Annotated in this window: 14 protein-coding genes; 10 read left to right on the plus strand and 4 right to left on the minus strand. The window is 34.8% G+C overall.

Annotated features, from left to right (window positions below):
* Window positions 1-202: 202 nt before the first annotated feature.
* The 6 genes from map to pruA all read left to right on the plus strand — a co-directional run bounded on the left by map (window position 203) and on the right by pruA (window position 8,342).
* Window positions 203-1,021, plus strand: coding sequence for a type I methionyl aminopeptidase (gene map, locus J2W95_RS03700; protein WP_310004067.1), 819 nt, complete (start codon window positions 203-205; stop codon window positions 1,019-1,021).
* A complete protein-coding gene (locus tag J2W95_RS03705) occupies window positions 1,021-1,785 on the plus strand; it encodes a class I SAM-dependent methyltransferase (protein ID WP_310004068.1) in 765 nt (254 codons plus the stop codon). The genes map and J2W95_RS03705 overlap by 1 nt, the downstream gene beginning before the upstream one ends.
* Window positions 1,786-1,903: 118 nt before the next feature.
* A complete protein-coding gene (locus tag J2W95_RS03710) occupies window positions 1,904-4,810 on the plus strand; it encodes a DEAD/DEAH box helicase (RefSeq protein ID WP_310004070.1) in 2,907 nt (968 codons plus the stop codon).
* 89 nt (window positions 4,811-4,899) lie between these two features.
* A complete protein-coding gene (locus J2W95_RS03715) occupies window positions 4,900-6,150 on the plus strand; it encodes a type IX secretion system plug protein (protein ID WP_310004072.1) in 1,251 nt (416 codons plus the stop codon).
* An 80-nt stretch (window positions 6,151-6,230) separates the two neighbouring features.
* Window positions 6,231-6,617 carry a Co2+/Mg2+ efflux protein ApaG gene (gene apaG / locus J2W95_RS03720; protein ID WP_116796107.1) on the plus strand — a complete coding sequence of 129 codons (387 nt, stop codon included), beginning with the start codon at window positions 6,231-6,233 and terminating at the stop codon, window positions 6,615-6,617.
* A gap of 96 nt (window positions 6,618-6,713) precedes the next feature.
* Entirely contained in the window at window positions 6,714-8,342 is a 1,629-nt protein-coding gene (gene pruA / locus J2W95_RS03725; protein ID WP_310004074.1) for an L-glutamate gamma-semialdehyde dehydrogenase, read from the plus strand.
* Window positions 8,343-8,447: 105 nt separating this feature from the next.
* Here the strand turns inward: pruA and J2W95_RS03730 are convergent, their stop codons facing one another.
* From J2W95_RS03730 to rsmG, 3 genes are all read right to left on the minus strand, one after another.
* Entirely contained in the window at window positions 8,448-9,191 is a 744-nt protein-coding gene (locus J2W95_RS03730; RefSeq protein WP_310004077.1) for a carbonic anhydrase family protein, read from the minus strand.
* Window positions 9,192-9,260: 69 nt separating this feature from the next.
* Window positions 9,261-9,935 (minus strand): DUF2490 domain-containing protein, encoded by a 675-nt coding sequence (locus J2W95_RS03735; protein WP_310004079.1) that lies wholly within the window; start codon window positions 9,933-9,935, stop codon window positions 9,261-9,263.
* Between the two features lie 40 nt (window positions 9,936-9,975).
* Window positions 9,976-10,605, minus strand: coding sequence for a 16S rRNA (guanine(527)-N(7))-methyltransferase RsmG (gene rsmG, locus J2W95_RS03740; protein ID WP_310004081.1), 630 nt, complete (start codon window positions 10,603-10,605; stop codon window positions 9,976-9,978).
* Between the two features lie 107 nt (window positions 10,606-10,712).
* Here rsmG and J2W95_RS03745 point away from each other — a divergent pair, with 107 nt between their 5' ends.
* The 4 genes from J2W95_RS03745 (at window position 10,713) to purT (ending at window position 15,280) form a co-directional block, all read left to right on the plus strand.
* Complete coding sequence (locus tag J2W95_RS03745) at window positions 10,713-11,804, plus strand: fatty acid desaturase family protein (protein WP_310004083.1); 1,092 nt, start codon at window positions 10,713-10,715, stop codon at window positions 11,802-11,804.
* A gap of 41 nt (window positions 11,805-11,845) precedes the next feature.
* Complete coding sequence (locus J2W95_RS03750) at window positions 11,846-13,051, plus strand: pyridoxal phosphate-dependent aminotransferase (protein WP_310004085.1); 1,206 nt, start codon at window positions 11,846-11,848, stop codon at window positions 13,049-13,051.
* A 173-nt stretch (window positions 13,052-13,224) separates the two neighbouring features.
* Window positions 13,225-13,797, plus strand: a complete 573-nt coding sequence (locus J2W95_RS03755) for a hypothetical protein (protein WP_310004087.1) — start codon at window positions 13,225-13,227, stop codon at window positions 13,795-13,797.
* A gap of 295 nt (window positions 13,798-14,092) precedes the next feature.
* Window positions 14,093-15,280 carry a formate-dependent phosphoribosylglycinamide formyltransferase gene (purT, locus tag J2W95_RS03760; protein ID WP_310004088.1) on the plus strand — a complete coding sequence of 396 codons (1,188 nt, stop codon included), beginning with the start codon at window positions 14,093-14,095 and terminating at the stop codon, window positions 15,278-15,280.
* Here purT and J2W95_RS03765 read toward each other — a convergent pair whose 3' ends face one another.
* Window positions 15,281-16,144 carry an AraC family transcriptional regulator gene (locus tag J2W95_RS03765; RefSeq protein ID WP_310004090.1) on the minus strand — a complete coding sequence of 288 codons (864 nt, stop codon included), beginning with the start codon at window positions 16,142-16,144 and terminating at the stop codon, window positions 15,281-15,283.
* Between the last annotated feature and the right edge of the window lie 46 nt (window positions 16,145-16,190).

A 16,190-nucleotide genomic window follows, 5' to 3' on the forward strand; every position in this document is an offset into this window, starting at 1 on the left:
AACTAATTGATTTATTGCTAATTTACGACTATCCTTTAAAATTTAACTACAAAGTTCACAAAGAATATCGTTAAGTTTACTAAGCTTTGCGGTCATTGCGCCTACTTTGCGAACTTTGCAGTTAAACCAAAAAATTAAAACAAACCCAACTCAAAAAAAATAATTTTAAAATTGTACTTTTGCAAACTGAAAATTTGAAAATATGATTATTCAAAAGACCCGTGAGGAAATAGAATTGATGCGCGAAAGTGCGTTAATCGTATCAAAAACGTTAGGAATGATAGCTTCTGAAATAAAAGAAGGAGTTACAACATTATATCTAGACAAAAGAGCCGAAGAATTTATCAAGGATCATGGTGCAGTACCAAGTTTCCTTGGACTTTATGGATTCCCAAATTCTTTATGCATGAGTCCAAATTCACAAGTGGTACATGGAATTCCAAATAACAAACCATTGGAAAGTGGTGATGTGATTTCGGTTGACTGTGGTGCTTTCAAAAACGGATACCACGGAGACCACGCCTACTCTTTTGAAATTGGCGATGTTGCTCCAGAAACAAAAAAATTACTTCAAGTTACCAAAGAATCATTATACGTTGGAATACGTGAATTACGAATTGGAAACCGTGTAGAAGATGTTGGAAACGCTATCCAAAAATATACCGAAGCGCACGGTTATGGTGTGGTTCGTGAATTAGTTGGTCACGGTGTAGGACAAAAAATGCACGAAGATCCAGAGATGCCAAACTACGGAAAAAGAGGTCGCGGTAAACTTTTTATCGAAGGAATGGTTGTTGCCATTGAACCGATGATTAATATGGGAACCAAAAATATCAAACAGCACAAAGACGGCTGGACAATCACCACTGCTGACGGAAAACCATCTGCACATTTTGAACACGACGTAGCCATTATTGACGGGAAACCTGAGATTTTATCGACGTTTGCCTATATCTACAAAGAACTGGGAATCGTGAGTAATGAAGAAGATGAATTTAGAAAAATCCCATTAGTTCTATAATGAAAAAAGCCTTTAAACTTATACTGAATACCATTCCTCGTCCTTTATTAATTAGGCTAAGTTATGTCGCACGCCCTTTTATCGCTTTTTCATTAAAAGGAGACACTTATACCGATCCAATTGATGGAAAAAGTTTCAAATCGTTCTTACCTTATGGGTACGAAACACAACGTAATAATGTACTTTCACCAAGTACCCTTTCATTGGAGAGACACCGTTTGCTTTGGTTATATCTAAACGAGCAAACTGATTTTTTTACTGCTCCAAAGAAAGTATTACATTTTGCACCTGAACAGGCTTTTTATAAAATGTTCCGCAAGCAAAAAAACCTGGATTACACCACAACCGATTTGTTTTCGCCTTTGGCGGATGTTAAGGCAGACATTTGCAATTTGCCTTTTGAAGACAATCAATATGATATTATTCTTTGCAATCACGTATTGGAACACATCCCAGATGACACCAAAGCAATGCAAGAGTTATATCGTGTTTTGAAACCAGGCGGAATGGCTATTTTACAAATCCCGCAAGATTTGAAAAGAGACGTAACCTTTGCTGACGATACGATTACCGACCAAAAAGAACGCGCCAAAATATTTGGACAATACGATCACGTACGCATTTATGGCCGTGATTATTTTGACAAACTTAGAAGCATTGGATTTACTGTAGTTGAGGAAGATTACACAAATAAAATAGCACCCGAATTGGTAGAAAAATATTGTTTGGCAAAAGGTGAAATCATTCCTGTTTGTTTTAAATAATTATTTCACAATAAGTTAAAAACCATATAAATTCCACAAATTTACACAAATCAATATGTGCAAATTTGTGGAATTTGTCTTTTAAAGAATCTAACAACAACCAAATACCCTTTTGCTTTTGGAAACTGAAAATCCCTTCCAATTCTGCTTTGATATTAGTTTTGAAAAAAGGCTAAACACCTATATTCCGACTGCTTATATTGTTGGACATTCTGAACCTATAACTTATCTAGAGAAAAAAGCGAGTCCTGAGGTACTTCAAAGTTTTGGAGTTGTTGTTGAAAATTTAGACGCAAACACTAAAAAGGTTTTATCTCTTTGTGAAGCGCTTAAGCCTGAAGTGATTTTCAAGAAATTCAGCAAAAACAGTAAATCGTCCAAAAACATTGAGGATTTACTTAAAGACAGTAAACTGGAATTTGGTATTCGACAATTCATACAAACCAATTTAGACCAATTTTACTCTTTGGTTTCTAAAGACGATTTTCCGATTTCACTGAATCTGGGAAAAGAAAAAGATTTTCGCATTAGCCGAATTGTCTCTAAAAACCCAGCATTAGAAACCAGTCTTGAATTTGACAAACACGAAAACGGAATTTCCTACACATTACTTTTAAAGGATGAGACTACGGAATTCTACCCTTCAAATACCACGATCACTCTTCTTTTAGACGAACCGGGATGGTTAGTTGCCTATCATAAATTGTACCGACTAAAAGACATAAACACTAAAAAAATCACTCCTTTTTTGACAAAAAAATCTGTTGAAATTCCGTCAAAATTGGTTCCCGACTATTTTGAGAAATTCATCAAGGATATTGCAAAAAAAGCAGATATAAAAGCCACCGGATTTGCTGTTGAACTAAAGGACAAAATCACTTCTTGTTCGCTCCAGCTGGCGCACGACTTTTTCAAGAACACTTATTTTCTAAACCTTTTATTCGACTATGACGGTTTTAGTTTTGACAATAGCAAAGCTAAGAAAATCCATTCCGAAATTGACATTCGTAATTTGGATGAAATCAAAGTGATTCAATATAAAAGAACTTCCGAAGAAGCATCATTTGAAAACAAATTACTGGAAATCGGCTTATCGAAAACTGAAAATAACTTGTTTGAGCTTTCGCAAAAGGGAGAAAAACAAGATTCATTTGCTACCGTTCAATGGGCAATAGAAAATCAGGAAATTCTCGAATCTTACGGTTTTTCGGTTAAAGATTTAAAAATTGACAGCAAGAAAATTGACGCTCACAAAGTGAATATTCAATTCTCAAATGAAATCAAAAGCGATTGGTTTGACATCAAAATGATAGTAGTTTGTGAAGCCTTTGAATTTAGTTTCAGTGAAATTATTGAGAACATAAAAAACCGAAACCGACTCTTTCTTTTGCCAAACGGCAACTACTTTTTGATCCCGATTGAATGGATGACGCTTTATGGTCCAATGGCAAAATTGGCAAAAGTCCAAAACGGAAATCTTACTTTACTGAAAAGTAATTTTGCCGTATTGGAAGACATCCCAGAGTTAAAAAGTTCAATAAATTTAAAAAGTGATATAGAATACCAACCTTCACCTTTGGTGAAAGCAACTTTGAGGCCTTATCAAATTGAAGGAGTCAAATGGCTTTTGGAACATTACAACAACGGTTTAGGCGCTTGCTTGGCCGATGATATGGGATTGGGAAAAACTTTGCAAACCTTGACTACATTGGTTGCAGTACAAGAACAGTTGGATTATGAAAAAGCCGAAAACGTTCAACTCGATTTATTTGGAAACGAAATTCCTGTTCCAAAAGAATACCTAAAAGCATTAATTGTTTTGCCTTCTTCATTGGTTTTTAATTGGTATAACGAAGCCCGGAAATTCACTCCGCATTTTCGAAGAGTTCAATATGTTGGCAACAACCGAAAATTGCTTTCTAAAAAACTGGAAAAATACGACGTTATTTTTACCAGTTACGCGATCGTTTCGAGAGATATTTCAATTTTAGAGAAATACAATTTCAGGTATTTGATTTTGGACGAAAGTCAATACATCAAAAACAAAAACTCCAAAATTTTTAAGGCTATCAACCAAGTAAAAGCCAATCATAAAATATCGTTGAGCGGAACTCCGATAGAAAACTCTCTAGATGATTTATGGTCGCAAATGCAATTTATCAATCCGAATATATTGGGGAGTTATTCCTTTTTTGCAGAAAATTATAAATTCCCAATTGAGAAAAAGCTGGATGAAAGCAGTTTATTAGAACTAAAAAATCTCATCAGCCCTTTTATTTTACGCCGTACCAAAGAACAGGTTTTAAAAGATTTACCGGAACTTTCCGAGCAGATTTTCTATTGTGAAATGGAACCTGAACAAGAGAAGTTGTACGAAGAAGAAAAATCCAAAGCCCGAAACTCGTTATTAAAAACTGATGGTTCTGGAGTTGATAAAATCAATATCATAAATACCTTGATGCGTTTAAGACAATTGAGCAATCACCCAAAAATGATTGATTCTAAATCGGAAATGGATTCGGGGAAATATATTGCCGTGACCCGATATTTGGAAACTTTGGTGCAATCCAACCAAAAAACGATTATTTTCAGTTCGTTTGTTTCTAATCTGGATTTTTACAAAACTTGGTGCAAGGAAAACAAAATCGATTTTTGTGAACTCACAGGAGAAACTCCTTTGAAAGAAAGGGAATATCAAGTCAATCGTTTTCAGGTACAGGAAAAACCTTTATTATTTTTCATCTCTTTGAAAGCAGGTGGTGTCGGACTAAATATTACAAAAGCTTCCTTTGTAGTTTTCTTAGATCCTTGGTGGAATCCTTTTTCGGAAAAACAGGGAATTGGTCGCGCGCATCGAATTGGCCAGATGAATAAGGTAAATGTGATTCGGTTTATCGCCAAAAACACTGTCGAAGAAAAAATCATCCGTTTGCAGGAAAGTAAAAAACTATTAGCTGATTCACTTTTGGACGAAAATTATATTAGTACTGAGATTGAAGATAATTTAGATTTTATATTAGAATAAACAAATAATTCAGTTTGTTAGTCCTTTCAAATATATCATCATAATTTCCGTTAATTTGTATATTTACAACTCATGAACAATAACCAATAATGAAATCAATAGCCGTTTTACTTATTTCTTTCTTTTGCCTAACTCTTGCTGCCCAAGTACAGACTGAAATAGCCCCACCTTATAACATTAAAACGGCTTCTTTTGTTCAGAACAATCAAAACGTAGCTCCAATTTTTAGACTAGGAGAACAATTTGAATTTCAGTTTGATGATTTATTTGGCAATGAAGCTGACTACTACTATGAAATCACCCATTGTGACTATAATTGGGTTCCTACAGACATTCCAAAAAGCGAGTACCTTTCTGGTTTTGACAGCCAAAAAATTCAAGAATATGTTAACTCTTTCAATACGTTACAGATTTTTACCCATTACAGATTATCAATCCCCAATAATTACACTAAAATACTATTAAGCGGCAATTATGTTCTTACTATCCTAAATTCGGACAAAGAAGTGGTCCTCAAAAGATATTTTATTTTACATGAGAATTTTGTGTCAGTTCCTCTAAAAATCAGAAAAGCTAGAACTGTCAAAAATATTTATACCAAACATAATTTAGATTTTGAAATCAAAACTGGAGATCAAATATTGTTTCAAAATCCAATGCAGAATCTTAAAGTGCTTTTGCTTCAAAACGGTAAATTCAATACTGCCATAAAAAATGTTCCTCCACAATACACTGTCAGTAATAATTTTGTTTACAAATATGACCAGGAAACACAGTTTTGGGCTGGAAATGAATTTTTGAATTTTGATTCCAAAGACCTCAAAAACGCCAATAACTACGTGAGTTTCGTCAACTCAGACAATGATATTTATAATACGCATTTATATACCAATAATGATAAAACTAATTTTCCATACACAAATTACTCAGACCTTAACGGAAACTTTTCCATCCGAAAACTAGACGGTGAAAACAACACTATTGAAGCGGATTATTCTTGGGTTTACTTCAGTTTATCGGCTCCTTTAGCCAATCCAAGTTCTTCAATCTATATTGTTGGGATGTTTAATAATTACAGCCTAGCCCCGGAATATAAAATGGATTTTAATTCCAAAAATGGTCTTTATGAAAAAGCGATTTTAATCAAACAAGGATTCACAAACTACCAATATCTAACTGTAAACAACAAAGGAATTATCGATCAAGAGCATGCAATCGATGGGAATTTTTATCAAACTGAAAATGAATATACCGTTTTGGTTTATTACAAAGGAAGCAGCGATCGATACGAAAAAGTCATCGGGCGTGGAACCGCCAATTCATTAAACATAACAAATTAGAAAACTTTGAAATTTTTTAAATAAAATATTCATTTTTTTCGTAGATTTGTTGCCATACAGCACTTAATTAGCTCATTAACATGGTTTCACAAATAACAAGAGGCATTAAAATTTCGGTATTGACTAGTTTTGAAGGAACGTACTTCAAAAACTATAAGATTCATTTTGCCTTTAGTTATGAGATTACAATCGAAAACCATAGTAAAGACTCTGTCCAATTGACTTCACGCCATTGGGAAATCTTCGATTCTTTAAATGATTTAGAATTTGTAGATGGAGAAGGTGTTATTGGAAAAAAACCAGTTTTGAAACCGGGAGAACAGCATACCTACAGTTCAGGATGTTTATTATCATCTCCTTACGGAGCCATGAAAGGTTATTTCAATATGATTAACTTTACCTCAACCAAATCTTTTAGAGTTATAGTACCTACTTTTAGACTTTGCGCTCCTTTTGCATTGAATTAATTTGACTTTTATTATGACATTCTTAGCATAATTTAAATCTTTCCTTTGTACTTTTGCATCAAATTATTTAATCGTTTAATATTTAATAATAAAGATATGCTAAAAGGATTTTTCAATGTACCTAAAGCGGTAAACGAACCCGTAAAAGGATACGCACCTAATTCCCCTGAAAAAGCAGCTGTTTTATCAGCCTATAAAGAAATGTGGAATACTAAAATCGACGTTCCATTGTACATTGGTAGCGAAGAAATTAGAACAGGAAACACCAAAAACATGACCGCTCCGCACGATCATAAACATGTAGTTGGAACTTACCATTTGGCCGAAAAATCACACGTAGAAAGCGCTATTGCAAATGCTCTGGAATCCAGAACAGCATGGGCAAATATGGCTTGGGAACAAAGAGCAGCAATTTTCCTAAAAGCAGCTGAATTGATTGCCGGTCCTTACAGAGCAAAAATTAATGCCGCAACAATGATTGGGCAATCCAAAAATATTCACCAAGCAGAAATTGACGCTGCCTGTGAATTGATTGATTTTTTACGTTTCAACGTAGAATTCATGACACAAATTTATGCTGATCAACCAAAATCAGCTTCAGATATGTGGAACCGTTTAGAATACAGACCTCTTGAAGGTTTTGTATATGCAATAACTCCATTCAACTTTACTGCTATTGCTGCAAATTTGCCTGCAAGTGCAGCTATGATGGGTAATGTTGTGATTTGGAAACCAAGTGACAGCCAAGTATTCTCTGCCAAAGTTATTATCGACGTATTCAAAGAAGCTGGAGTTCCTGACGGTGTGATTAACGTTGTTTTTGGAGATGCTTTGATGATTACCGATACAGTTTTGGCAAGTCGTGATTTTGCTGGAATCCACTTTACTGGTTCTACTCATGTATTCAAAGATATCTGGGCAAAAATTGGAACAAACGTTCACCATTACAAAACATACCCAAGAATTGTTGGAGAAACAGGTGGTAAAGATTTTATCATTGCTCACCCAAGTGCTAATCCAAAACAAGTTGCGACAGGAATTGTTCGTGGAGCATTTGAATTTCAAGGACAAAAATGTTCTGCAGCTTCAAGAGCTTATGTACCACAAAGCTTATGGCCAGCAATTAAAGAACAATTGATTACTGATACAAAATCAATGAAAATGGGTTCTCCAGAAGATTTCAGCAACTTTATTACTGCTGTTATCCATGAAGGATCTTTTGATAAATTGGCTAGCTTCATTGATCAAGCCAAAAAAGATGCTGATGCAGAAATTATAGTTGGTGGAAATTACGACAAATCTGTTGGTTACTTTGTTGAACCAACAATAATCGTAACAACAAACCCACATTACACAACAATGGAAACCGAATTATTCGGACCTGTTATGACAATTTATGTTTATGAAGACGCTAAATGGTCTGAAACATTGAAATTGGTAGATTCTACATCTGAATATGCTTTAACTGGAGCTGTTTTCAGTCAAGATCGTTACGCTATTGAAGAAGCAACTACAGCTTTACAAAACGCTGCCGGAAACTTCTACATCAATGACAAACCAACTGGAGCTATCGTAGGAATGCAACCATTTGGTGGAGCAAGAGCTTCTGGGACTAACGACAAAGCAGGTTCTGCATTGAACTTATTGCGTTGGGCTTCTCCAAGAACTATCAAAGAGACGTTTGTAACTCCAGTAGATTACAGATATCCTTTCTTGGGAGAATAGATTTTTAGTCTTAAAGTTAAAATTCGAAAGTCTTAAAGACTCTTTGTAAATATAAAAAGCCGAATCTTAAATTAAGATTCGGCTTTTATTTTTTAGAATAAAATTTTATAAAAAAGTAATTTCTCCTGTATGAAGATCATAATAGCCACCAATAATTTTGATTTCGCCCTTCTCTTCCATTTCTTTTAAAATCGGACTTTTAGCTCTTATCGTTTCGATTGTTTGAAGCACATTGTTTTTGGCAACATATTCTACAAAATCAGGGTTTTTAGATTTTTTTTCTCCTTCAAAATCTTGTGACTTTGCTATAGCAGGTTTTATTTTAGAAAGCATTGCCGTTATATTTCCGAGCTTCACATCATCAATTGCAGATTTTACAGCTCCGCAAGATTCATGTCCCAAAACCAAAATAAGTTTTGCTCCAGATACTTTACAGCCAAACTCCATACTGCCTAATAAATCTTCATTGACAAAATTCCCAGCTATTCTTGCTACGAATAAATCACCAATTCCTTTATCAAAAACATCTTCAACAGGAATTCTACTGTCTAAACACGATAAAATAACTGCTTTTGGATACTGCCCTTGTGTTGCATCACGAACTAAAGCGGAATGATCTCTAAGAGTCAAATTATTACTCATGAAACGTTTATTCCCTTCTTTTAGCCGCTGAATAACTAAATCTGGAGTTAATGTTTTTTGCTCTTCAGCAGTTAAAACTTTTTCTTTTAATGGAATTTGCTTTATCTCCAAAACGGATTCTGTCACTTTAATTTCCTTATTCTGACAAGATGTATTTAAAAGAATTAGCGACAGTACTAAAATAATTTTGTGAAGTTGTTTTTTCATATTAAAACTATTTAGAAGGGTGATATAACATCAAAATTAAAAACTGAACTTTCTAATTTCCAAAGAAACCTAAAAAGGCAAACTATTAAAAAACATAATTTGAAATTGGGTTCTACTTGAGTTAGACAATATTTGTGACATCACACCCACTTCCATTTTTAAACTTTTATTAAAACAATAGCCAACACCTCCATAAATACGATCTCTGTCAAAATAATTGGCTTCAGTATTGATGAAAATTTCATTATATGCAGAAGCATAAATGGCATTTTTATCCATCACTTTTTTATTAATTGGAACATTCAAAGACAGAAAATAACGTAACCGCATTTTGAAATTTTCATCAATAATTCGCTGTTCAAAACGATACCTATGTTGAATATTTACTCTTCCAAATTGTTGTTTACTAATGAATTGCTCAAAGATTCGATGTTCATCCGTTTTAAATTTATCATCTGTTCCAGCGATGTAAGGTTCTGAATGGATGAAAGCATATCCCAACAATATATTGTTATTGTTTTCGGATAGATTATATCCAATTCCAGTTCTTAAAATCAATTGCTCTAAATCTCCTGCGAAATTATAATTACGATATTGTACTTCATTGTGCCAATTCCATCGATTATTTATTTTCTGATTCCCGAAATACAGAAACCAATTCCCTATTTCTGAATCTTGTGCATTCCCATTGGCAGCAATAAAAAACACAAACAAAAAGCACACTAATTTTATTCTCTTAAACATTTAATTTATTTTAAACTTGATAATACTATTTCCAACAAATTTACACCACAAACTTCAACGGCAAGTGAACCACTTTTTTTGTTTCGAAAAACTCATCTTCGAAGAAATCGGAAATATTGTATTCTGTCGCCTTCGGAAAATCTTTTAGTTCTTCGGTTAAATCACCACCCTTCAGATAAAGAATACCGTTTTTCAATTCGTGTTTATTTTGCTTCTTAATTTTGGTTTTTATCCAAGAAACAAAATCAGGCATATTGGTCACCGCTCGGCTCACAATGAAATCAAAATCTCCTTTTACATTTTCAGCACGAAGTTGTTCTGCTTTGACATTTTTTAGTTCTAATGCTTCGGCAACAGCCTGAACAACTTTTATTTTCTTGGCAATAACATCAATCAAATAAAAACGCGTTTCCGGGAAAAGAATAGCCAATGGAATCCCTGGAAATCCCCCTCCTGTTCCCACATCCAATACATAAGTTCCGGGCTCAAACTTATTTACTTTGGCAATTGCCAATGAATGCAATATATGTTTAGTATACAACGAATCAATATCTTTACGGGAAATAACGTTGATTTTTTCATTCCAATCGTGGTATAAAAAATCCAATTTTTGAAACTGTTCTATCTGATTATCAGACAGGTTAGGAAAATACTTTAGAATCTCGTCCATCTTAAAAATTTTTAACAAAAGTACTGCTTTTCGCTTAGAAATATTTAACTCAATATTGCATGTTGAAAATTTATATTGGTTACCTTTGCAAATATTCAAAAAATCATATGAACAATACCGCACCTACATTTGCAAAACAAGATAATTTAAAGTTTTTCAGAACTCTTAATTCTCGAGTTAACAGCTATTTCAAAGAAAATAATATCGAAAAAACTGGAAACTGGAAGATCCATTTAAAAACTGTAATTCTTTTTACTGTCTTTCTTGTTCCCTATTTTTTGATACTTACATTAGATATGCCTTTTTGGGTACACCTTTTATTAACCATTGTTATGGGAATTGGAATGGCCGGAATTGGAATGAACGTAATGCACGATGCCAACCACGGATCTTATTCAACCAAAAGCTGGGTTAATAAATTCATGGGAGGAACCATATATGTATTAGCAGGAAACGTACACAACTGGCAAGTACAACACAACGTTTTACACCACACTTATACGAACATCATAGGTCATGACGAAGACTTAGAAGCTGGAAGAATCATGCGTTTCTCTAAAGAAGCAGAATGGCATAAATTCCACAAATTCCAACAATATTACGCTGTGTTTTTATATGGATTATTGACTTTCAATTGGGCCATAACTACCGATTTTAAGCAAATGCGTAATTATCTAAAAAGAAAATTATCTTATGGTGAACCAAAAAGCCCAAAAGTACTTTGGACAACACTAATCATCACAAAAGTAATTTACATAGCTATTTGGATTGTTTTACCAATTGTTATCGGAATCACTTGGTGGAAAGTTTTACTAGGATTTTTTATCATGCATTACACTGCTGGATTGATCTTGAGTATTGTATTCCAATTGGCACACGTAGTTGACGAAGCTGCCAATCCACAACCAAATGAAGTAGGTGAAATGGAAAACACTTGGGCTATTCACCAATTATTTACCACAGTTAATTTTGCTCCAAAAAACAAAATTGTAAACTGGTATACTGGAGGATTAAATCACCAAATTGAGCACCATATTTTCCCGCACATCAGCCATGTACACTATGGTAAAATTGCAAAAATTGTAAAAGAAACGGCAAAAGAGTGCCAATTACCTTACTACGAATACAAAACAATGACAGCTGCTGTTATTGCCCATTTCAAACATTTAAAAACATTGGGACTAGAACCCGCAGTATAATAATTATCTAAAAAAAGAATAAACCAAAAAATTACAATTTAATGAGCAATCCACTTTCAGACAGAATTAACAATTTAGCCACATCGCAAACATTAGCAATGGCTGCATTGGCTAGAGAATTAAAAGCACAAGGAAAAGACATTATCAGTTTAAGTTTAGGAGAACCAGATTTCAATACTCCAGATTTTATCAAAGAAGCTGCAAAACGCGCTATCGATGAAAACTACAGCACATATTCTCCAGTAGAAGGTTACGCAGAATTGAAAGAAGCAATTTGCAGAAAATTTAAAAGAGACAATAATTTAGATTACAAACCATCACAAATTGTGGTTTCAACAGGAGCCAAACAATCTTTATATAACATTGCACAAGTAATGCTTAACGACGGTGACGAGGTTATTTTGCCAGCACCGTACTGGGTTTCTTATTTCGAAATTGTAAAATTATCAGGAGGAGTTCCTGTAGAAGTTCCAACTTCTGTAGAAACTGATTTCAAAATCACACCAGAACAACTGGAAGCAGCAATTACACCAAAAACAAAAATGATGTGGTTCAGTTCTCCTTGTAACCCAAGTGGATCAGTTTACAACAGAGAAGAATTGACTGCTCTTGCAAAAGTTTTAGAAAAACACCCACACGTATATGTAGTTGCCGACGAAATCTATGAGCACATTAATTTCTCAGGGACTTTCTGTAGCATCGCTTCTATTCCAGGAATGTTAGAAAAAACAATAACTGTAAATGGAGTTGCCAAAGCATTTGCTATGACAGGATGGAGAATTGGATACATTGGAGCACCAGAATTCATTGCTAAAGCTTGTATCAAAATTCAAGGTCAAGTAACTAGTGGAGCAAACAGTATTGCACAACGCGCTACTATTACTGCTGTAGATGCTGACCCATCTGTATTGAAACACATGGTTGACGCTTTCCAAAGCCGTAGAGATTTAGTAGTTGGATTATTAAAAGAAATCCCAGGTGTAAAAATCAACGTTCCAGAAGGAGCTTTCTATGTATTCCCAGACGTTTCTTCTTTCTTCGGAAAAACATTAAAAGGAACATTAATTAAAGATGCAAATGACTTCTCAATGTATCTTTTGGCCGAAGCTTGTGTAGCGACTGTAACAGGTGACGCTTTTGGAAACCCAAATTGCATCCGTTTCTCTTACGCAACTAGTGAAGAATTATTAAAAGAAGCATTACGCAGAATCAAAGAAGCTGTTTCGCTAACTGAAGTTCTAGCATAAATAGAATTTATTTCAATTATTAAACAGTTTAAGGCTTAAAGTTTCATCACTTTATTCTTTAAACTGTTTTTTTACACCCAAAATCCAAACTAGTTTCTAAAATTTCTACACAGAGACAAACTAATTTTATTACCAAAAATTTCGTAACTTCATAACACTAAATCCTTAGGAAAATGAAGAAGAAAATTCTACTAATCGGGATACTGTTATTCACGGCAAAAACATTTGCCCAGCAACAAAAATTAGACATCAATAGCACTACAATTTCGGCAAACTATGGTTATTCCGATCCTTCCTTATTTGGTATAAGTGCTGAATTTAGCAACAACTACATGGTTATCTTCAGGCATTACACCACAACCATATTAAATGTTTCTGCTACTCAGATGGAATATGACAATAATCTAGTAAAGGTAAAAGGAAACGGTTTTGCTGTAGAAATTGGCCGCCGATTTTACAGAAAATCGGGACGCAAGTCCGGGGTTTATATACAATGGCTTTTGGGCTATTCCAACACCAATTTTGACGAAAGTACCCCATTAGGCAATTTTCACGGCACCTATTCCTACTGGAGTGCAATCAATAATGACCTTGGATACAAAATCAGGGTCGGCAAGAATCTCAGCATCGATCCTTCAATTGGATATAATTGGAAATGGGAAGTAAAAGGTAAAGGCGACATCGACAACATATACTCCGATAATTTTGTTTTCCGCTGTGGTGTAAAAGTCGGTTATAGTTTTTAAGCAATATCATTATCCATTATTTGGGCGTGCCACCATAAAGAAAAGAGGCCAACTCATCACACCGGTGAGTCGGCCTCTTTTCTTTATGCTGTCGAGCTATCCGCGCTACTTCGGTAGCTTGCTCCTATCCCTCACGCGGAAAACTGCTAAATAAGCCATTTGATATTTTCGAAAGAAATTAGTAAAACACAGCAACCATTCCTATAAAAAATTCAATACAAAAAACGTATTTTTGTTATAATTACACAAAACAGACTAAACTCATAAACCTCATAATCTTACTAAACTTCTTTCAATGAAAATACTACTTCTAGGCTCTGGCGAATTAGGAAAAGAATTTACAATCGCTGCACAACGCATCGGTCAAACCATAATTGCCGTTGACAGTTATGAAAACGCCCCAGCGATGCAAGTAGCACACGGTTTTGAAGTCATCAATATGCTCGATGGAGACGCATTGGACAAAATCGTAGCTAAACACCAACCCGATTTCATCGTTCCCGAAATAGAAGCCATCAGAACTGAGCGTTTCTATGATTACGAAAAACAAGGAATCACAGTTGTTCCCTCTGCAAAAGCGGCCAACTTTACCATGAACCGAAAAGCCATCCGGGATTTAGCTGCCAAAGAACTGGGATTACGCACCGCCAATTACCGCTATGCCACTTCAGCCGAAGAATTACACAAAGGTGTTAAAGCCGTTGGAATGCCTTGTGTCGTAAAACCATTAATGTCTTCCTCTGGAAAAGGGCAATCGACTATAAAAACTACAGCTGATATTGACAAAGCCTGGCAATATGCCGTAGAAGGTTCCCGTGGCGATGTAGTCGAAGTTATCGTAGAAGCTTTTGTGAAGTTCAATTCGGAAATTACCTTATTAACCGTAGTTCAAAACAACACCCGAGCGACAGCGAACGGACGAAGTAATCCTACTTTGTTTTGTGCACCAATCGGTCACAGACAAGAACGTGGCGATTATCAAGAAAGCTGGCAACCAGCCAAAGTATCCGATAAGGATTTATACGAAGCACAAGATATGGCCGAAAAAGTAACCGAAGCTTTGGGCGGAGCAGGATTATTCGGCGTTGAATTTTTCCTTGCTGATGACGGAGTATATTTCTCCGAATTATCACCGAGACCCCACGACACCGGAATGGTTACTTTGGCGGGAACGCAAAATTTTAATGAATTCGAGTTGCATTTACGAGCCATTTTGAGCCTTCCAATTTTCGAAATTACATTAGAAAAATCAGGAGCAAGTGCCGTAATCTTAGCATCCGAAAATTCAACAAACCCTACTTTTACAGGAATAGAAAAAATCGCTGCTTTACCCAAAACCGATTTTAGAATATTTGGCAAACCTACTTCAAGACCTTATCGCAGAATGGGTGTGGCTTTAGTCAATGATACTCTAGACACAGTAATTGAAGAAGTAGTAGAAAAAGCTAAAGAAGCAGCTAAATTAATCAAAGTACATTCTTAATTACTTTTTAGAAACGCGAAAAGTCGTCGGCGTCATTGCGGTATGCTTCTTGAACAAACGCACAAAATAGGAATAGTCATCGAAACCCAACGCTGTTGCGATTTCGTTGACTGTTCTTTTTTTATCCATTAGCATTCTTTTGGCTTCTAGAATGATCCTGTCCGTAATAACCTGAGTTGTGGTCTTTTTTAAGATTTCATTGCAAACTCTATTCAAATGCTTCAGCGTAATGTGGAGTTGGGAAGCATAAAACGAAGGTGCTTTTTCTGTCAAAAAATACTTTTCCAAAAGCGCATCAAAATCTTTGATTTTTACATTATAGGAATGTGTTTCCAGAATATTGCTTTCATTATACTTTCTTGCAATTTCAATATGAATACTGTCCAATAAATTCATGATTTTATCTTGCTTCATGATTTTATTCCCTTGATATTCCTCAAGCATATTATAAAAATAAGTTTCTATTTCCTTTAATTCTTTGGCATCAAATATCATTTCGGGCGAATTTCCCATTGAAGAATAAAAAGGATAAACCTCTATTGCTTTTTGCCTAAAATAAAGATTGTACATCTCTTGGGAATAAAAAACAACAAACCCATCAATATCGTCAGACAAACTCCAATGGTGTATTTGTCCGGGTTGCATAAAAAACATACTCCCAGGCTGAATTTTAAAAGTATCAAAATCGATGTCATGCGTTCCTGATCCTTTGGTAAAAATAACCAGTACATACGAATTATGTCTATGAGGTTCTTCAACAAAACTGTGATCAACTAAGTGATTTTTGAAGGTGTTTATATAGAAATCACTATTGACATCATTACAATTGAATCGCTGAATAGAATAAATTGGATATTTGCTCATGATGCTTAAATGTCTTTATTGTGCTATAATTAGCGAATATAGAAAA

This window comes from Flavobacterium granuli, assembly GCF_031456055.1.
Lineage (GTDB): Bacteria > Bacteroidota > Bacteroidia > Flavobacteriales > Flavobacteriaceae > Flavobacterium > Flavobacterium granuli_A.